The sequence below is a fragment of the Mesorhizobium delmotii genome, from assembly GCF_900149755.1.
In the GTDB taxonomy this organism is placed as follows: domain Bacteria; phylum Pseudomonadota; class Alphaproteobacteria; order Rhizobiales; family Rhizobiaceae; genus Mesorhizobium; species Mesorhizobium delmotii.
Genome location: NZ_FUIG01000044.1, coordinates 102,464 through 117,674, shown reverse-complemented (window position 1 = coordinate 117,674; position 15,211 = coordinate 102,464). Strand labels below are relative to the sequence as shown.

Genomic DNA, 15,211 nt, shown 5'->3' with positions numbered 1-15,211 from the left:
TGGCTTCTCGAGGGCAGATATGAGGAATGAGACGATTACGCGCCGAGCGCTGTTGCTTGGCGGTTTGGCGCTGTCGACCACCGGGTGCATGTCGACGATACAGGATGTGGTGCAACCAGTGCCGGTCGCGCTCAAGGCGGAAAACTATCGGGTGGATCCGCGTTACCGAAAGCAGCGCGTGCCTTACGACGGTGGCGAGGCGCCTGGGACGATCATCGTCAACACGTCGGAATTCTACCTCTATCATGTCGAGGAAGGCGGGTGGGCGACGCGCTACGGCGTCGGTGTCGGCCAGCAGGGACTCACCCTAAAGGGCAAGGCGAAAATCGGCCGCAAGGCGGAATGGCCGTCATGGACGCCCACGGCAAACATGCTGCGACGCAAGCCGCATCTGGTGCAGTATGCAGGCGGTGTCGGGGGAGGGCTGAACAATCCGCTCGGCGCGCGCGCCCTTTATCTCTACCGCGGCAACCTTGACACCATGTTCCGGATACACGGCACCAACGAGCCCTGGTCGATAGGCAATGCTATGTCGAGCGGCTGCATTCGTTTGACGAACGACGACATCGTCGATCTCTATGAGCGCACTCCAGTGGGGGCGACGGTAGTGGTCATCTGACAGCGAAAGGCTTCTCAGCAGCTCGCCGGGACGACGCATGTGTCGAATTGACGCTTCAGGCTGGCCCGAATGTGACCACGAATAGCGGCAACAAACCTCTTACTCTCGCCCAGTCCCCCGCACCTTCCCGGTCCTGCCCGTCTTCGCGGGGCAACATCTGGATTTGGCTTTTGGATCATCGCCATGGCCCCTAACCGGCACTGTAGCTAAACCCACCCCGCGCCAGGCGCAGCAACCGGTGCTGCCGATGCCAGAAGAAGAACCGAACAAAGAGCGAGATAAGGAGCGTTGCCGGGCCTGCTTCGATCTCGACCCGGTCGGTGTACCGCGTTTTGCCGCCCGCGATCCTTTCCACTGAAATCAAGTGGCTCCACCATCTGACAAAATCGCTGCTTCCGTTGTCATGCAGGAATCTGATCCGATCTGCCTCGGGCGGCCGATCGATAGCAATGCCGGCCAGTCGGAATGAAGCCGAAAAGCAGCATCCGGACTTGATGGTCATTCGCTTCCCAAGCCAAGTCCAGTGCCAGCGTTTTTGAGGGGATGAAGCGTATCAAAGGCCTGGCGACCTCGATAAGCAGGCGCGGTTTGTTGACCTCCATCCAGACCCGGTCAGCGCCTGCGTCCAACACGATTGATCTGCGAATAGTCGCCATCGCCCCCATCCTGCTGCCGGCGAGGATTGGAGCGCGGGCAGGCACCCGGATCATGGAAATGGACAGCTCCCGGTTCAGCGCCGGACCGTCATATATTCTGCTGGTCTGATCGAAAATGGCCATGGGAGCAAGACAAATGCTTGATCCGCTCCTGGCGTTTAGGCGCGCGCTGCTCATTCATTCGCGCTGTGTGGATCGGCAAGAGCGGCATCCGGCCTGCTGACCGGCACTGCGGTGACAGAGGTCATCTTCGCCAAATCCTTCGCACCGCGATTTCTCAGAAGCTTGCGGAAACTCGGATGCATTCCGCCGTCCGAATAGGCGTGCGCGGATATCGCTCGGCTGCCGGCCGGTGTCCCAACACCGCCCGTACTGTTTTCAAAGCTGGTGGCGACTGCCAATCCTTCGGCGTTGGGTTGTGGCGGGCAGGCGGCCAGGGGATCGCTTGGCTCGTCGGCACCGAACTCGGCGTCGAACACATAACGCCCGTCGCAATATGAGACCTTCGGCTGACGTTTGTTGGCTTCAAAAATATCATAGCCCCGCTTGAGGTCGGCCCAGAAGCTGAAATTGGGATCGTTACGGTTCTTTGCCATATTCTCAGCTGTCATCCGAAATGGAAAGGCTTGAACCTGAAACGCGGCCTGGCCGCCCCGTAGAGCTTCACGCGCGACCGCATATATTTCGGCCACACCTTGGTCGGTCAGAGCGTAACACCCGGACGATGAGCAGGCGCCGTGGACCATCAGCGCTTCGCCGTCATAGCCGAGCGCGCTTTCCAGTCTGTTGGGATAGCCGAGATTGAAGGAGAGGTAGTATTGCGAGTTCGGGTTCAGCATGCTTGCCGAGACGTGATAGAAGCCTTCCGGCGCCTGACGGTCCCCGTCTTTCTTCTTCGGCCCAAGTTTGCCCGACCAACGGCACATTGGATAGGTCTTCAGCAGCGCATAACGGCCTGTCCGCTTGCGCTTCCAGATCTCCAGTTCGCTTTCTTGCTTAAATATCCGGACGAGAATTGGATCGGCGGGCGACATCTTCCTCTTGCTCATCTCGCCGACCAGCTTTGCAGGAATGGGCTGGGCGGATTTGTTGTCGACCTCCAAGACGGTGGAAACGCATCCTGAGATCACCGCCGAAAGCGCGATCAATGCCAATAGTCCGAACAATCTCTGCAGCAAACAACACCAACCTGTTTCGCGGACCGATGGACGAGCCGAAGGGAGTTTCGCGTGTACTGACCCCTCTATCAAAGTCGCCATTCTTCGTCAGTATGATTAACACAAAATTGATGCCGGAGCGCTTGCACCTCACCCTGCTAGAGGCCTCACTGATTCTGATCGCCAAATTCCATGACACGAAAAGGTGATCGCGATGGCTGCATATCGAATTGAACCAGCGAATTTGATGTTCGCCCTGCTTTTCATGATCTCCGCAGTTTCGGCGGATCAATTCGCAAAGACAGTCATGGTCGAACTGGTGATGCAGCCGCCCCGGAGCATCCCGGTAACGAGCTTTTTCAATCTCACGCTCAGCTACAATGAAGGGGTGAGTTTTGGGCTGTTCGCGGACTTCTTCAAAACGCGGCCGCAAGTGATCATTGTCGCCACATCCATTGTTGCTCTTATTCTGATCCTATGGGCAGCAGTGGCAAAGAACCGCACCGAGGTCGCAGCACTCGGCCTTATTTCTGGCGGGGCGATTGGCAATATCGTCGATCGTTTCCAGCGGGGTGCGGTTACAGATTTTATCGATATGCATCTCGCTGGTTGGCATTGGCCGGCGTTCAACCTGGCGGATGTAGCAATCGTCGGCGGAGCCGCTCTGTTGGCAACGGCGTCGTTTGTTTCGGGATCGCCATCCGGTGAACACACGCTGCGATGATGGACCGGTTTGCGCGAAGCTATAGCGCCGGCAAAGGATGAGGATATGGAAATGGCGGTGCTCAACTTGTCGGAGCCTGAAATGCGTGAGCTTGTTCGCAAGCGAAAAAGAAACAATGCGATTCTGATGATCGCACTCCTGCTTTTTGTTACCGGCATGTTCGCAGGTAGTTTCCTGCATTTGCAAAAGGAAAGCCGCCTTTCGGCTCCCGGGACAGCTTCGCGATCATCGATCACCAATCAGTGAGTGGCTTGTCGCTGGCGAGCGGATCATAATTCCGGCAAAAGAAGCTTACCGCCCGGATCGAGATGCCCGTCCTGAACAGACTTGGAATTTTTGCCGCCGTTGGAGCCACGGCCTATATCGGATTGGCGTTCGTATTTTGGCTCAATTGCGTGATCGGCGGACACAATCTCATCGAAATGTTCTACGGCGGAACCGCCACTGTTCTCCTCGCGTTGGCAGCCGGTGTGACGTTCGCATGGTTGGCGCCAGACCGGAGTTCCGCTGGCAAATGACGGGTCAGCCGCTCGCAAGGCTGACCCAACTGTTCGGGTCCGTCTGAGCTTGCCGCTTCAGGAAGTAAATTTCTGCGTCGCGCCACAGCAGCTCTTCTGCTCGACATTGTCCAACACGAAATCTCCCATATTCGTAGTAACCGACCGGTATCGTCGTCCGTCCGAAGGTCTGCATGTTCGATGCGCCCGCCGGCGGAGCCGGATTGAGATGCAATGCGTTTGCGCCGGCCGCGGCGCACGACAAGGCAAGCGCGAACGCGCTTAAAACAAGCCTTTTCATTTTTTGACACTCTCCCCAGAGCTTTGTGGGAGGAGCATACAAAACGGATACCAAAGCCTCGCGAAATCAGGCACTTAGATTTGAGCCAAAATCAAATGACTGGCTTTGCCGATTGAACATATTTCACTGAGGGTCGCGTCTCGATCGAGGGCATGTGGTGGAGCGTCGAAGGCCTCTGCGGATGCTTTAGCCCCAATCGCGCGCGCTACCAGTGAAAGCTCGACCGATGGCGGTTCCCCGAGGTCGCGAAAAGGCCAGCTCGATGAAAAGGGGCGAACCCCTCCCTCATCACGAACTGTCCGACTTGTCGGAGACCTTTCGCTTGTTGGGCGACCCAGCAGGCTGATGATTTTGCCCAACTGCATGACCGGTGTGAAAGTCCGTCACCAAGATAGCGGACGATCTCGATCTTTCGCGTCTCTTGTCAGCAATACTCCAGGGCTTTTGCGCAGCAGCGCAAGGCTGGTCCGAGAAGTGCGCGTTGCCAAGTATATGTTCTTCCAAATCTCGGATCAGCACGTGAACGCGATCCTCCAGGCATGGCATCTCATATTCGCGAAGAATATTGCCATAGCTGAAACTGAGGGTATGAGACGAGACACTGTCCAAATCGTATCCGCGATGTCGGCAGGCAGGGCAACACGCCCGAGCGTCACGGCGGGAGTTCATCGGTCACCCGACCCTCACCCCTAGGTACCGCTGCCCTGTTTAGCCAACTGGCGCCGATAGGCTGGCAGGTCGAAATCGTCATCTCCTCCCTTTGCCAACAGCCGTGAAGCGAGCAAGGTCTGGCGAAAGCAACGGCGTCAATGACTGAAGACGGAAGATGTCGGAAACCCTGTCGTTGTATTTGCTCGATATTGAGATATCAATTGGCCCTGTCTCGTCCGTTCCGACGACCGCCATCCCGACCTAAGGTAATTCAAACAGATGATTTCTTCTAAGCCGAAGGCGCGCTTTACAAAACAGGACCTGCCCGAAGGGCAGGGCGGCATTGCGGCATCCGCCCAGCCCCTCGACCATTCCTCGCTGTCGCAGAACGAAGTCGCCATTCTGGCGGAGACTTTCCGCCTGCTTGGCGATCCATCCCGACTGAAGATCCTTCTAACCTGTCTGCCGGGTCCGATATCGGTGGGCGACATCGCCGAGAAGCTGGACTTGTCCCTGTCCCTTGTCAGCCATCATCTGCGGCTCCTGCGTGGCGCCCGTCTCGTGAGGGGGGAGCGTCAGGCGAAGCAGATTTTCTACGAGATCGCCGACCAGCATGTCAGCCAGGTGTTGCAGGACATGGCAACGCACATCTCGGAAGACCACACGGACGAGTAGGCCGGCCCTGCGAACGTCTCTCTCCCGGCGCCTGCGTTTGCAGGCGACGGTTTCCCTTGCCTAGCGCAATCCCGCAGTCGAATCCGTCCCGACCCCTGTGGGGACGAAAATATTGTGCGCGAACACTTGAATAATTGTTCAATTGATTTATGGTCTCTTCCGAAGCCGCGCAGATCCCGAAGGCGAACGAACGCCCGCTGCGCCGGTGAGAAAGGAGTTTGGAATGACAACAGGACGTTCAACTTCGAATGCCGGCGAACGGCTCGGCTTCCATGTCGGCGGCATGGATTGCGCAAGCTGCGTCGGAAAGATCGAGACCGCCTTGGGCCGTATGGGGGGTATCTCCGACGTTGCCGTCAATTTCACCACCGAAACCTTGGCTCTGTCGCGCGACGCCGCCAGCAAGACTACGGCGAAGGACATTGCCAAGAAAATTCGGTCGCTCGGGTTCGATGTCACGGAACTGCCGGCATCTGCCGTACCGGCCGCACCAGCCGAGCACCCGACCGCTCGTGCTCACAAGGAGCACGATCACAGCGGTCGCTGCGGCGATCACAATCACGATCATGACCACAATCATGATCATGATCATGCGCATGACCACGGTGCTCATGAACACTCTGGTTGTGGCGGAAGCCATGATAGTAAGCACGATCACAGACATGACCACGATCATCGTGGTTGTGGTGGGGATCACAAACACGAAGAAGATCACAGTCATCACGACCATGATCATGGAGGCTGTGGCGGCCACGATCATAAGCATGACCAGGATCACGGAAGCTGCAGTGGTCATGATCACGCAGCACATGCCCTTGTCCAGCGCGCTGCTCCGGGCAGCCCACCCAACGTCTCTATGCGGGTCGACGGCATGGATTGCGCAAGCTGTGTCGCAAAGATCGAGGTGGCGTTGGCGCGCATGCCCGACGTTTCCGATGTTCGGGTCAACTTCACTGCGGAAACCCTCGAGCTCACGCTAGCGCCTGGTTCGACCACCAAGGTCCCCGCCATCGAAAAGACGATCAAGAGCCTCGGTTTTGGCGTGTCGAATACGCGCCAGCTTGATCAAGCCTCTGATGTGATCGTCGATGCCGCGCCTGCCCCAGTCATGCGCAATCAGCGTTGGTGGCAGACGCGCAAGGGCAAGCACGTCATCGTGCTTGGCCTGCTGATGGGCTCGGCTTATGCCATCGCCCAATTCTTCCCCGCTTACGCAATTTGGATCTTCGCCGGTGCGGTTATAACGGGCGTCATTCCGTTCGCGCGTCAGGCGTTTGCGCTCGCCATGTCCGGCTCGCCGTTCTCGATCGAAACGCTGATGTCAGTGGCCGCCGTCGGCGCTCTTGCGATCGGCGAGGCGGAAGAGGCCGCCGCGGTTGTGTTTCTCTTCGCCGTCGGCCAGCTTCTGGAAAGCGTGGCAGCTGGGCGTGCCCGTGCCGGCATCAAGGCGCTAGCCTCCCTCGTACCGAAGACGGCGGTCCTAGTTGATCCCAATGGCGGCCAACGCAGCGTCTCCGCGGCGTCGCTGCGCGTCAATGATCTCGTTCTGGTGCGTCCGGGTGATCGTGTGCCAGCAGATGGTCAGATCGTTCAGGGGACCTCCAGCCTCGACGAGGCTCCCGTTACGGGCGAGTCGGTACCACGTTCAAAGGCGAATGGAGACAGCGTTTTCGCTGGTTCGATCAACGTCGATGGCGTTCTCCATGTTCGCGTGGAAAAGACGGCAGCCGACAACACCATTTCGCGCATCATCCAGCTTGTGGAACAGGCCCAGGGTTCCAAGGCGCCGACCGCGCGCTTCATCGAGAACTTCAGTCGCTACTACACGCCTGCCGTGATGCTAATCGCAGCCCTGATCATCGTCGTTCCTCCGCTGATGTTGGACGGCGACTGGGCGGGCTGGCTCTATCGCGGCCTTGCCCTGTTGCTGATTGCCTGCCCCTGTGCGCTGGTGCTCTCCACTCCGGCTGCGATCGCCTCGGGCCTGGCCGTGGGTACGCGCCGCGGTCTCCTGATCAAGGGTGGCAGTGCGCTCGAAACCATCGGCAAAGTGCGCGCCATCGCCTTCGACAAGACTGGTACCTTGACCGAGGGCAAGCCACGCGTCACCGAAGTTCTCCCGTTTGGAAAGCGCGACGAGAATGAAGTGCTTGCGCTGGCAGCTTCCGTCGAGAGCGGCTCGAACCATCCTCTTGCCAAGGCGATCATCGGGCGTGCCGAAGCGGCCGGCATCGCCATCCCGGCGGCGAAAGAAGCGTCTGCGACCCCTGGCAAGGCGGTCCATGCCACGGTGGGCGGACGCCGGCTGGCCGTCAGTTCCCCGTCGCATGCTGCACAGACCGTAACAGTCGGGACCTCGGAGCGCGAGGCCGTCGAAAGGCTCGAGGATCGCGGCAACACCGTTGCGGTTCTCTTCGATGAGGACACGAAGGAACTCCTCGGTCTTGTGGCTCTGCGCGACGAGCCGCGGCGCGATGCGCGTGAAGGCGTCGCCCAGCTCAAGGCGATGGGCGTTCGTTCCGTCATGCTGACCGGAGACAACAGGCGCACTGCCCAGGCAATCGCCACAGGTCTCGGCATAGAATGGAACGCCGAACTGCTGCCTCAGGACAAGCTCGATCTCGTCAATGAGATGAAACAGAAGTGCAAGGTGGCCATGGTAGGCGATGGCATCAACGATGCCCCCGCGCTTGCGACAGCCGATGTCGGCATAGCCATGGGTGGCGGCACCGACGTGGCGATCGAGACGGCGGATGCCGCCCTGTTGAAGAGCCGCGTTACGGACCTTGCTCATCTGGTTGCGCTATCGCGCGCCACCATGGCGAACATCCACCAGAACGTCGTCTTCGCTCTGGCGCTAAAGGCTCTCTTCCTCGTCACCAGTGTGCTCGGCATCACCGGGCTGTGGGTCGCCGTGCTCGCCGACACCGGCGCCACCGCGATCGTCACGCTGAACGCGCTGCGGCTTCTGTTCTTCAAGGGAGCGAAGTCGGCCGATGATGGCCGGGACAAGGCGCTTCCGTCCCACCCATTGGTGGCTGTCGAAAGTCACTGATCAAGCTACGGACCGGCGGTCAGGAATGGCCGCCGTCCACCTCCTCTTTAGGAGGCCAAATAGGAGCGGCATGCTTGAGTGCCGCGGAAATAAGAAGACGGCGAACCGCAACGCTAGCCGGTCTTCAATCAGGCGCCAGGAATGCAGGCCCGCGCAAAATCCACGGAAAGGAAGTCGCGTGATGTTGAGCATTGGAGAACTGTCTGCCGCGACCGGCGTGAAAATCCCCACGATCCGCTACTACGAGCAAATCGAGCTCTTGCCGAAGGGAGATAGGGACAAGGGAAATCGCCGACGCTGGAGTCAAGGGGCTATTCAACGCCTGTTATTCATCCGCGCGGCACGGGAGCAGGGGCTCACAGTCGAAGCGATCAAGGATCTGCTGCGCGTCACTGCCTTGCCGGCTGCTCAGTCCGCGCAAACAGATAGTGTTGTGAACATCCAGTTAGCTGCTGTCCGACAGAAAATCGACAAGCTCGATCAGATGAAAGAAGTGCTGACCGACGCCGTTGACGGCGTATGCTGCATGACAACAACTGCGCAGCGTCTCGTCCAGCTTGCACAGGAAGGTGTCCTTCCTGAGAGCAAGAAGGTTAGTTAAGTGGACAGCTCATCAGCTCAGGTCAGCGCAATGCCCAGCCTAGATCTCAACGGCTTCGATTTTGCAAGCAGTGAGGTCACTGAGGCCCTTGTGCGCCCACTCCATGGCTGCGGGTTCATGGACGCTGCCAAAGAGCCGACGCCCAGATGGCAGGATCTGCCGCGCGTGGGTCCGAGCCGCCTTCCGCCTTGGCCGGCCCCGGGGGCATTGGCCGCTCGCACGGCAAAGTCTTTGGCAAATGGGCGGCGAAACCGCAGCATATTCTCGCGGGTCGAGCCGATTCAACACAAACGGCCCCTCGCGCTTGTTATAATGCCGCTGATGGAGCCCACGCAATCTCCGGGACCGTCAGCCTCAACCAGCTGCGCGGATCGCGAAAGGGAGGCGAAATGTGGAAGATAATTCTACAGCGTGTAACGATCCTCGTCATGATGCTCTTCATCGTGTCGGTGGCCGCCTTCTGTGTGCCACTGCTGAGCGACGGTGATCCCGCGCGCACGATCCTGCTCTCGCGAGTGTCGGACCTGGACCTCGCGCCGGAGGCGGTGGAGGCGCTGCGCAGGGAGCTTGGGCTCGACCGGCCCCTGCCAGTGCAGTACCTCTCCTGGCTCGGCTCCGCACTGCAGGGCGATTTCGGTTATTCGTTCGCGTCGCGACAGCCGGTCGCCTCTGAGATCGCCCGCGCTCTCGGGGTTTCGATAACCCTGGCGCTGTCGGCCCTCGGCGCGGCGCTCCTGGTGGCGCTGCCGCTCGGCACTGTCGCTGCCATGTGGCCGGGCGGCAAGGTCGACGGTTTCACGACTCTCCTGATCCAAACGCTGGTCGCGACGCCTGAATACTGGTTCGCCCCGGTCTCGATCCTGGTCTTTGCGCTCTGGCTCGGCATATTGCCGTCGGCCGGCTGGCAGAGCTGGGAGTCGCTGGTCTTGCCGGCAATGGCGCTAATGCTGCGGCCGATGGCCTATTTCACCCAGGTGACGCGGGCGGCGATGCGCGAGGTGATCGCGGCCCCCTACATCACCGCGGCGCGAGCGCGCGGATTGTCGATGAATGAGGCGGTGGTGCACCATGGCCTCCGCAACGGCTCGCTGCCGGTCGTGACCTTCTTCGCGCTGTGGTTCGCGGGGTTGCTGGGCGGGTCGGTGGTCATCGAGGTGATCTTCGCGGTTCCGGGCATGGGCCGGCTGCTCTACGAGGCGGTGGTCAACAACGATGTGCCGGTGCTGCAAGGCGGCTTCGTCGCCCTCGTTGGCCTCTCCATCCTGATCAACACGATCACCGACGTGCTCTACGTCCTCTTCAATCCGGCAATGCGAGGCAGCCATGGACATTAAGATGGCCGACCCAGGGCTCACGTTCGACGAACGGAGCCGCTCGCCCCTTGCCAGTACCTACGCCTTCGTGTCCTCGCGGCACTGGACGTTCAAGGCCGGCTCGGTGCTGCTGGCCATGGTCCTGGTCATGGTGTGCTTCGCGCAGTGGGTCGCGCCCTACGACCCCGCCGCGCAGGACCTGATCAACCGGCTGCAGGCGCCCTCGGCCGAGCATTGGCTGGGCACCGACCATCTCGGGCGCGACGTGCTCTCGCGGCTCTTGGTGGGCGGCCAGTTTGCAGTGACGATCTCGGCGATCACCGTCATCATCACCCTGGTCGTCGGTACGCTGATCGGCGTGGTCGCAGGCCGGGCTGGCGGCCTGGTGGACGAGGTAGCGATGCGGGTCGTCGACCTGCTGATCGCAATCCCCGACGTGGTGATCGCGATTTTCCTCATCGGCGTTTTCGGACCGAACTACGTCACATTGATCCTCTCGCTAACCCTGATCGGCTGGACACCATACGCTCGGCTCGCCCGCGGGCTGGCCAAGGAGGTCAATGCTCGGGAATATATCCGCGCCGCCGAGGTTCTAGGCATGAAACGAAGCTTCGTGATCTTACGGCACATCGTTCCTAACACGATCCGCCCGGTTGCTGCGGTTTCCTTCCTGCGCTTCGGCCACAAGCTGATCACCGTGGGCGGGCTGTCGTACCTCGGGCTGGGCGTGCGGCCGCCCAATCCCGACTGGGGGCTGATGATGGCGGAAGCCCAGCCCTACCTCGAGCGCGCTCCCATCCTGATGATCGCGCCCGGCGCCGTGATCTTCCTCGCCGCGCTCGGCGTGACCTGGATCGGCCACGGCCTGGAGATTGAAAGCCGCGGCGCGCGCAGCCGAGCAGGGACCAATGCGGAGGAGGCTGAGAATGGCTGTCCATGACATGACCCGGGTGAACGGCAGCGCGCCGCTCCTCGAGGTCCGCAAGCTTCGCGTCTCGCTCGAGAGCGGCAAGACGGTGATCGACGGGGTCGACCTGACGATCGGCCGCCGCGAGGTGGTGGCGCTCGTCGGCGAGAGCGGCTCCGGCAAGAGCGTCACCGCGCTCGCGCTGTCGCGGCTGTTGCCAGCCGCGCTGCGGATGACCAGCGGCTCGATCCGCTTCGATGGGCAAGACATCGTAGCGAAGTCTGACGCCGAGCTGAACCGGTTGCGCGGCGCCGAAATCTCCATGCTGTTCCAGCAGCCGCAGGTGATGCTCGACCCGACGTCGCGCGTCCAGGCCCAGGTCGCCGAGCCGCTGCGCAAGCATCGCGGCCTGGGGCGCCGCCAGGCCTTTGCGCGGGTAGTCGACCTCCTTCGGAGCGTCGGCATCCCCGACCCGGCCGTCAGGGCGCGTGCCTTCTCATACCAGCTCTCTGGCGGCATGGCGCAGCGGGTGATGATCGCGGCGGCGATGGCGGCCGGCCCGAAGCTCTTGATCGCCGACGAGCCGACGACCGCGCTCGACGTGACCGTGCAGGCTCAGATCCTTCGGCTGCTGAAGGAAGAGCGGGAGCGTCACGACCTGTCGATTCTACTCATTACCCACGACCTCTCGATCGTGTCCGCGTTCGCCGACCGGATGGCAGTGATGTACGCCGGCCGCATCCTCGAGGAGGGGCCGACTCAGGAGATCATGCGCCGACCGGCGCATCCCTACACCCGCGCGCTGATTCGGTGCTCGCTGCTGGTGCCCGAGAGCGACGGCAAGCTGATGTCCATCCCGGGCTCCGGCTCCCAGGCGCTCGCCATCAAGGAAGGTTGCCGCTTCGCGCCTCGCTGCACACTGATGCGCGAATATCCCGGGCTGCGCACGGCCTGCTGTAGCCGCGAGCCCGAACTAGAGCAATTTGCCCAGCACTGGGCGTGCCGCTGCCATGCCACCGCAGAGGGCTTGCAGGAAGGAGACGTCGCATGATGCGCCGACCGATCGCCGCGACCAGCGCCACGATTGACTGTCCGCGGCGCACCGCGCCGCGCTACGCCGACCTTGCGCACCGCGAACCGGCCTTCCTTTCCGTCGAGGGCGTCGTCAAGCACTACCGGCTGCCAAGTCTGACCGGCGCGAAGGTGGTGAAATCGGTGGACGGCATGTCGCTCCACGTGCGGGCGGGCGAGGTGATGGGGCTGGTCGGCGAATCCGGCTGCGGCAAGAGCACATTCGCCAGGATCGTCACGCGTCTGACCACCGCGACGCACGGCAAGGTGCTGATCGATGGCGAGGACTGGCTCGCCCCAACGGGGGAGGCGTTGCGCCGCCGGCGCCGCGATGTGCAACTGGTTTTCCAGGACCCCTATGCGGCGCTCGACCCGCGGATGACCATCGGCACTAGCATGAGTGCGCCGATGGCGCACCACGGAATCGGAGGGGGAGCGACGGAGCGGCGGGCACGGGTGCTGGAGATGCTCGAGGATGTCGGGCTTGATGCGAGCTTTTACCACCGGCTTCCGAAGCAGTGCTCGGGCGGGCAGTTGCAGCGCGTCGTGATTGGCCGGGCGCTGCTGCTTGAGCCGAAGCTCCTCATTTGCGACGAGCCAACCTCGGCGCTCGACGCCTCGATGCGGACGCAGATCCTCAATCTTTTGATGGACCTCAAGTTGCGGCGCGGACTCACGATGGTGGTGATTTCGCACGATCTGCGCGTCATGCGATACCTCTGTGACCGCATCGCCGTCATGTATCTCGGCAAGCTGATCGAGCTCGCCGATCGCGATACCCTTTTCAACTCGCCGACGCACCCCTACACGAAGGCGCTGCTCGCCGCATCGCTGCTCGACCAGAACAGTCTCTCCGCAGCCGACTCCCTGCTTGAGGGAGATCCGCCGAGCCCGCTCAATCCGCCCTCCGGGTGCAGTTTTCATACTCGCTGCCCCCACGCGCGGCCCGACTGCGCCGCGTTTGAGCCGGAGCTGAAGCTGGCTCGCCCTGGCCAGTTCGTGCGCTGCCGGTACTGGGAGGCGCTGGCTGAAGAGCCTATCGCCGGGCGCGAAACAACGGAATCATCCGGAGTGCACGCGCAATCGACACAACCTGCCGCGACGGCTTTCTAAGATCATGGCCGGCCCCTATCGGGCCCAAATTCAATGGGAGAGTGAAATGATGCAACGCTTCTTGTCCGTATCGACCGCATTCTTATTAGCTGCGGCACCAGTTCTGGCGCAGGATGGCCAGCTTGTTCTGGCTGACAACCTCGCACTAAAGGCCAACTGGGCTATGTCTGGCGACGACGCGTTCATTGGCGCGCATGCCGGCTGTTACGAAGGGCTCACGCGGGTGTCGCAGGATCTGAAGGTCGAACCGGCGCTCGCGATGGAGTGGGTGCTGGTCGACCCGCTGACCTGGGAGTTCAAGATCCGCGAAGGCGTCACCTTCCAGGACGGGAACCCGCTCGACGCCAAGGCGGTGTCTGAGGCGCTCAATCAGGCGCTCAAATCGGAGGTGCCAATCCGCGGGTTTTCACCAAAGCAGATCGCATCGGTCGAAGCAACCGGGCCGATGACGGTCACGATCAAGACGATTGCGCCGCTGGTCACCCTGCCGGGGAGCGTTGCCAATCCAGGGACGGCGATTCTGTCTCCAGCTGCCTATTTGAAGGACGGGATCAATCCCGTTGGCACCTGTACTGGGCCGTTCGAGATCGTCGAGGTCGACCCGCAACAATACGTGAAGGTAAAGCGGTTCGAAAATTATTGGGGCGGGAAGGCGAAGCTGGCCGGGGGGACAATCCGCTTCATTCCGGACGCCAACACCCGCGGCACGATGGCGCGATCTGGCGAGGCACAAATCTCCCGCCTGGTGCCGCCCGCAGCGGTGGCGACGCTCTCCTCTGGCGGCGATCTCGCCGTGCTCGAGGTCAATGCACCGCGGGTCCTGGAACTCCTTCTGAATAACGCGCGCGCGCCCTTCGACAACCAGAAGGTACGTCAAGCGGTCAGGCTTGCGATCGACACGGCCGGCATTTCGAACGCCATCTTCGAAGGCAAAAGCCCGCCGGCGGGCGACCCGTTCCGCTCGGGTCAACCCTGGGAAGCGCCGAACGCGCCGGTAATCGAGCGAGACCTGGAGAAGGCGCGTGCGCTTCTGAATGAGGCGGGCGTTGACCCTGCCGCGCTGAAAATCGAAATCCTCGCCTACACTGGCAAGACCGAACTGCGCGACGTCGCGCAGATCATCCAGGCGATGCTGACCGAGGTCGGGTTCACCGTCAATGTGCGCGTGGCCGAATACAGTTCGATCGAGCCAGACATGTTGTCGGGCAACTACGACCTGGCGCTCTTGTCGCGCGGCTACATGACCGACGTGCCAGAGCCCATCGGCTACCTGACGGCCGACTACTCGTGCAAAGGCAGCTACAACATCTCGCAGCACTGCAATCCTGAATTCGACACTATGCTGGCGGCAGCGGCGAGCGAGGAGGATCCGACGTCGCGCTACCGAGCCTACGGTAAATTGGCGCAGTACGTCTACGACAACGCGGTCACCGTTTTCCTGGTCAACGAGACGGTCTTCGACGTCGCGTCGTCGGGCGTCACCGGTTTCACGCCGCATCCCTTGAACTACTATGTCTTCGATACCGATCTCGATGCCCAGTAACCCAACTCCTGCCCGGCGCCTCGAGCGCCGGGCAGGTTGCGCCCGCGGCGCTCGCCGCGACGGCTGCGCCGTCGAGGTCTTGTGCGACCGTCCGCCCGGTAGCGACAAGAGGGCCGCGTCGCTCTTCTGGCCGAACGCCGGCTAACCGTTTCATCGTCGGAAGGTTTCCCGATCGTGGGCATTGAAAATTCCTTAGTTAGCAGGAACCGCGATCAAATCATTTAATCGGGCGGTCTCGCAGATGATGGGAGCCGGCAAGCGCACAGTTGAGGAACTCCCCCACGCGCTTGTCGATATCCGTGGATCCGTGCAAACCTGCGACCGTTGT

14 protein-coding genes are annotated in these 15,211 nt (G+C 61.3%); 11 read left to right on the top strand and 3 right to left on the bottom strand.

Features of this window, described 5'->3' with window-relative positions:
- Positions 1-19: 19 nt before the first annotated feature.
- Positions 20-619, top strand: coding sequence for a L,D-transpeptidase (locus BQ8482_RS27170; protein WP_123150412.1), 600 nt, complete (start codon positions 20-22; stop codon positions 617-619).
- A gap of 401 nt (positions 620-1,020) precedes the next feature.
- On the opposite strand, the gene BQ8482_RS27165 is transcribed toward BQ8482_RS27170, so the two are convergent.
- Together BQ8482_RS27165 and BQ8482_RS27160 are read right to left on the bottom strand one after the other, a co-directional pair.
- Positions 1,021-1,398, bottom strand: coding sequence for a hypothetical protein (locus BQ8482_RS27165; RefSeq protein ID WP_123150411.1), 378 nt, complete (start codon positions 1,396-1,398; stop codon positions 1,021-1,023).
- 50 nt (positions 1,399-1,448) lie between these two features.
- Positions 1,449-2,429 carry a L,D-transpeptidase family protein gene (locus BQ8482_RS27160; protein WP_208867843.1) on the bottom strand — a complete coding sequence of 327 codons (981 nt, stop codon included), beginning with the start codon at positions 2,427-2,429 and terminating at the stop codon, positions 1,449-1,451.
- Positions 2,430-2,646: 217 nt separating this feature from the next.
- Between BQ8482_RS27160 and lspA the strand changes: the two genes are divergently transcribed.
- Positions 2,647-3,156, top strand: coding sequence for a signal peptidase II (gene lspA, locus BQ8482_RS27155; RefSeq protein WP_244602983.1), 510 nt, complete (start codon positions 2,647-2,649; stop codon positions 3,154-3,156).
- Between the two features lie 51 nt (positions 3,157-3,207).
- Positions 3,208-3,402: a hypothetical protein gene (locus BQ8482_RS27150; protein WP_244602982.1), complete on the top strand. Its 195-nt coding sequence runs from the start codon at positions 3,208-3,210 to the stop codon at positions 3,400-3,402.
- Between the two features lie 276 nt (positions 3,403-3,678).
- On the opposite strand, the gene BQ8482_RS27140 is transcribed toward BQ8482_RS27150, so the two are convergent.
- Positions 3,679-3,954 (bottom strand): hypothetical protein, encoded by a 276-nt coding sequence (locus BQ8482_RS27140; protein WP_123150407.1) that lies wholly within the window; start codon positions 3,952-3,954, stop codon positions 3,679-3,681.
- Positions 3,955-4,884: 930 nt separating this feature from the next.
- On the opposite strand from BQ8482_RS27140, the gene BQ8482_RS27130 reads away from it, so the two are divergent.
- The 8 genes from BQ8482_RS27130 (at position 4,885) to BQ8482_RS27090 (ending at position 14,883) form a co-directional block, all read left to right on the top strand.
- Positions 4,885-5,280: an ArsR/SmtB family transcription factor gene (locus tag BQ8482_RS27130; protein WP_244602981.1), complete on the top strand. Its 396-nt coding sequence runs from the start codon at positions 4,885-4,887 to the stop codon at positions 5,278-5,280.
- 223 nt (positions 5,281-5,503) lie between these two features.
- Entirely contained in the window at positions 5,504-8,335 is a 2,832-nt protein-coding gene (locus BQ8482_RS27125) for a heavy metal translocating P-type ATPase (protein WP_123150406.1), read from the top strand.
- 181 nt (positions 8,336-8,516) lie between these two features.
- Positions 8,517-8,936, top strand: a complete 420-nt coding sequence (locus BQ8482_RS38350) for a MerR family transcriptional regulator (RefSeq protein WP_165848730.1) — start codon at positions 8,517-8,519, stop codon at positions 8,934-8,936.
- A 389-nt stretch (positions 8,937-9,325) separates the two neighbouring features.
- On the top strand, positions 9,326-10,270 hold the full coding sequence (locus BQ8482_RS27110; RefSeq protein WP_123150404.1) for an ABC transporter permease: 945 nt from the start codon (positions 9,326-9,328) through the stop codon (positions 10,268-10,270).
- Positions 10,260-11,189, top strand: a complete 930-nt coding sequence (locus tag BQ8482_RS27105; RefSeq protein WP_123150403.1) for an ABC transporter permease — start codon at positions 10,260-10,262, stop codon at positions 11,187-11,189. The genes BQ8482_RS27110 and BQ8482_RS27105 overlap by 11 nt, the downstream gene beginning before the upstream one ends.
- The gene (locus tag BQ8482_RS27100) at positions 11,176-12,207 is read left to right on the top strand and encodes an ABC transporter ATP-binding protein (protein ID WP_244602980.1); all 1,032 of its coding nucleotides are present in this window, start codon (positions 11,176-11,178) and stop codon (positions 12,205-12,207) included. Before BQ8482_RS27105 ends, BQ8482_RS27100 begins: the two co-directional genes overlap by 14 nt.
- The gene (locus tag BQ8482_RS27095) at positions 12,204-13,340 is read left to right on the top strand and encodes an ABC transporter ATP-binding protein (protein WP_123150402.1); all 1,137 of its coding nucleotides are present in this window, start codon (positions 12,204-12,206) and stop codon (positions 13,338-13,340) included. Before BQ8482_RS27100 ends, BQ8482_RS27095 begins: the two co-directional genes overlap by 4 nt.
- A 46-nt stretch (positions 13,341-13,386) precedes the next feature.
- On the top strand, positions 13,387-14,883 hold the full coding sequence (locus BQ8482_RS27090; protein ID WP_123150401.1) for an ABC transporter substrate-binding protein: 1,497 nt from the start codon (positions 13,387-13,389) through the stop codon (positions 14,881-14,883).
- Positions 14,884-15,211: the final 328 nt, after the last annotated feature.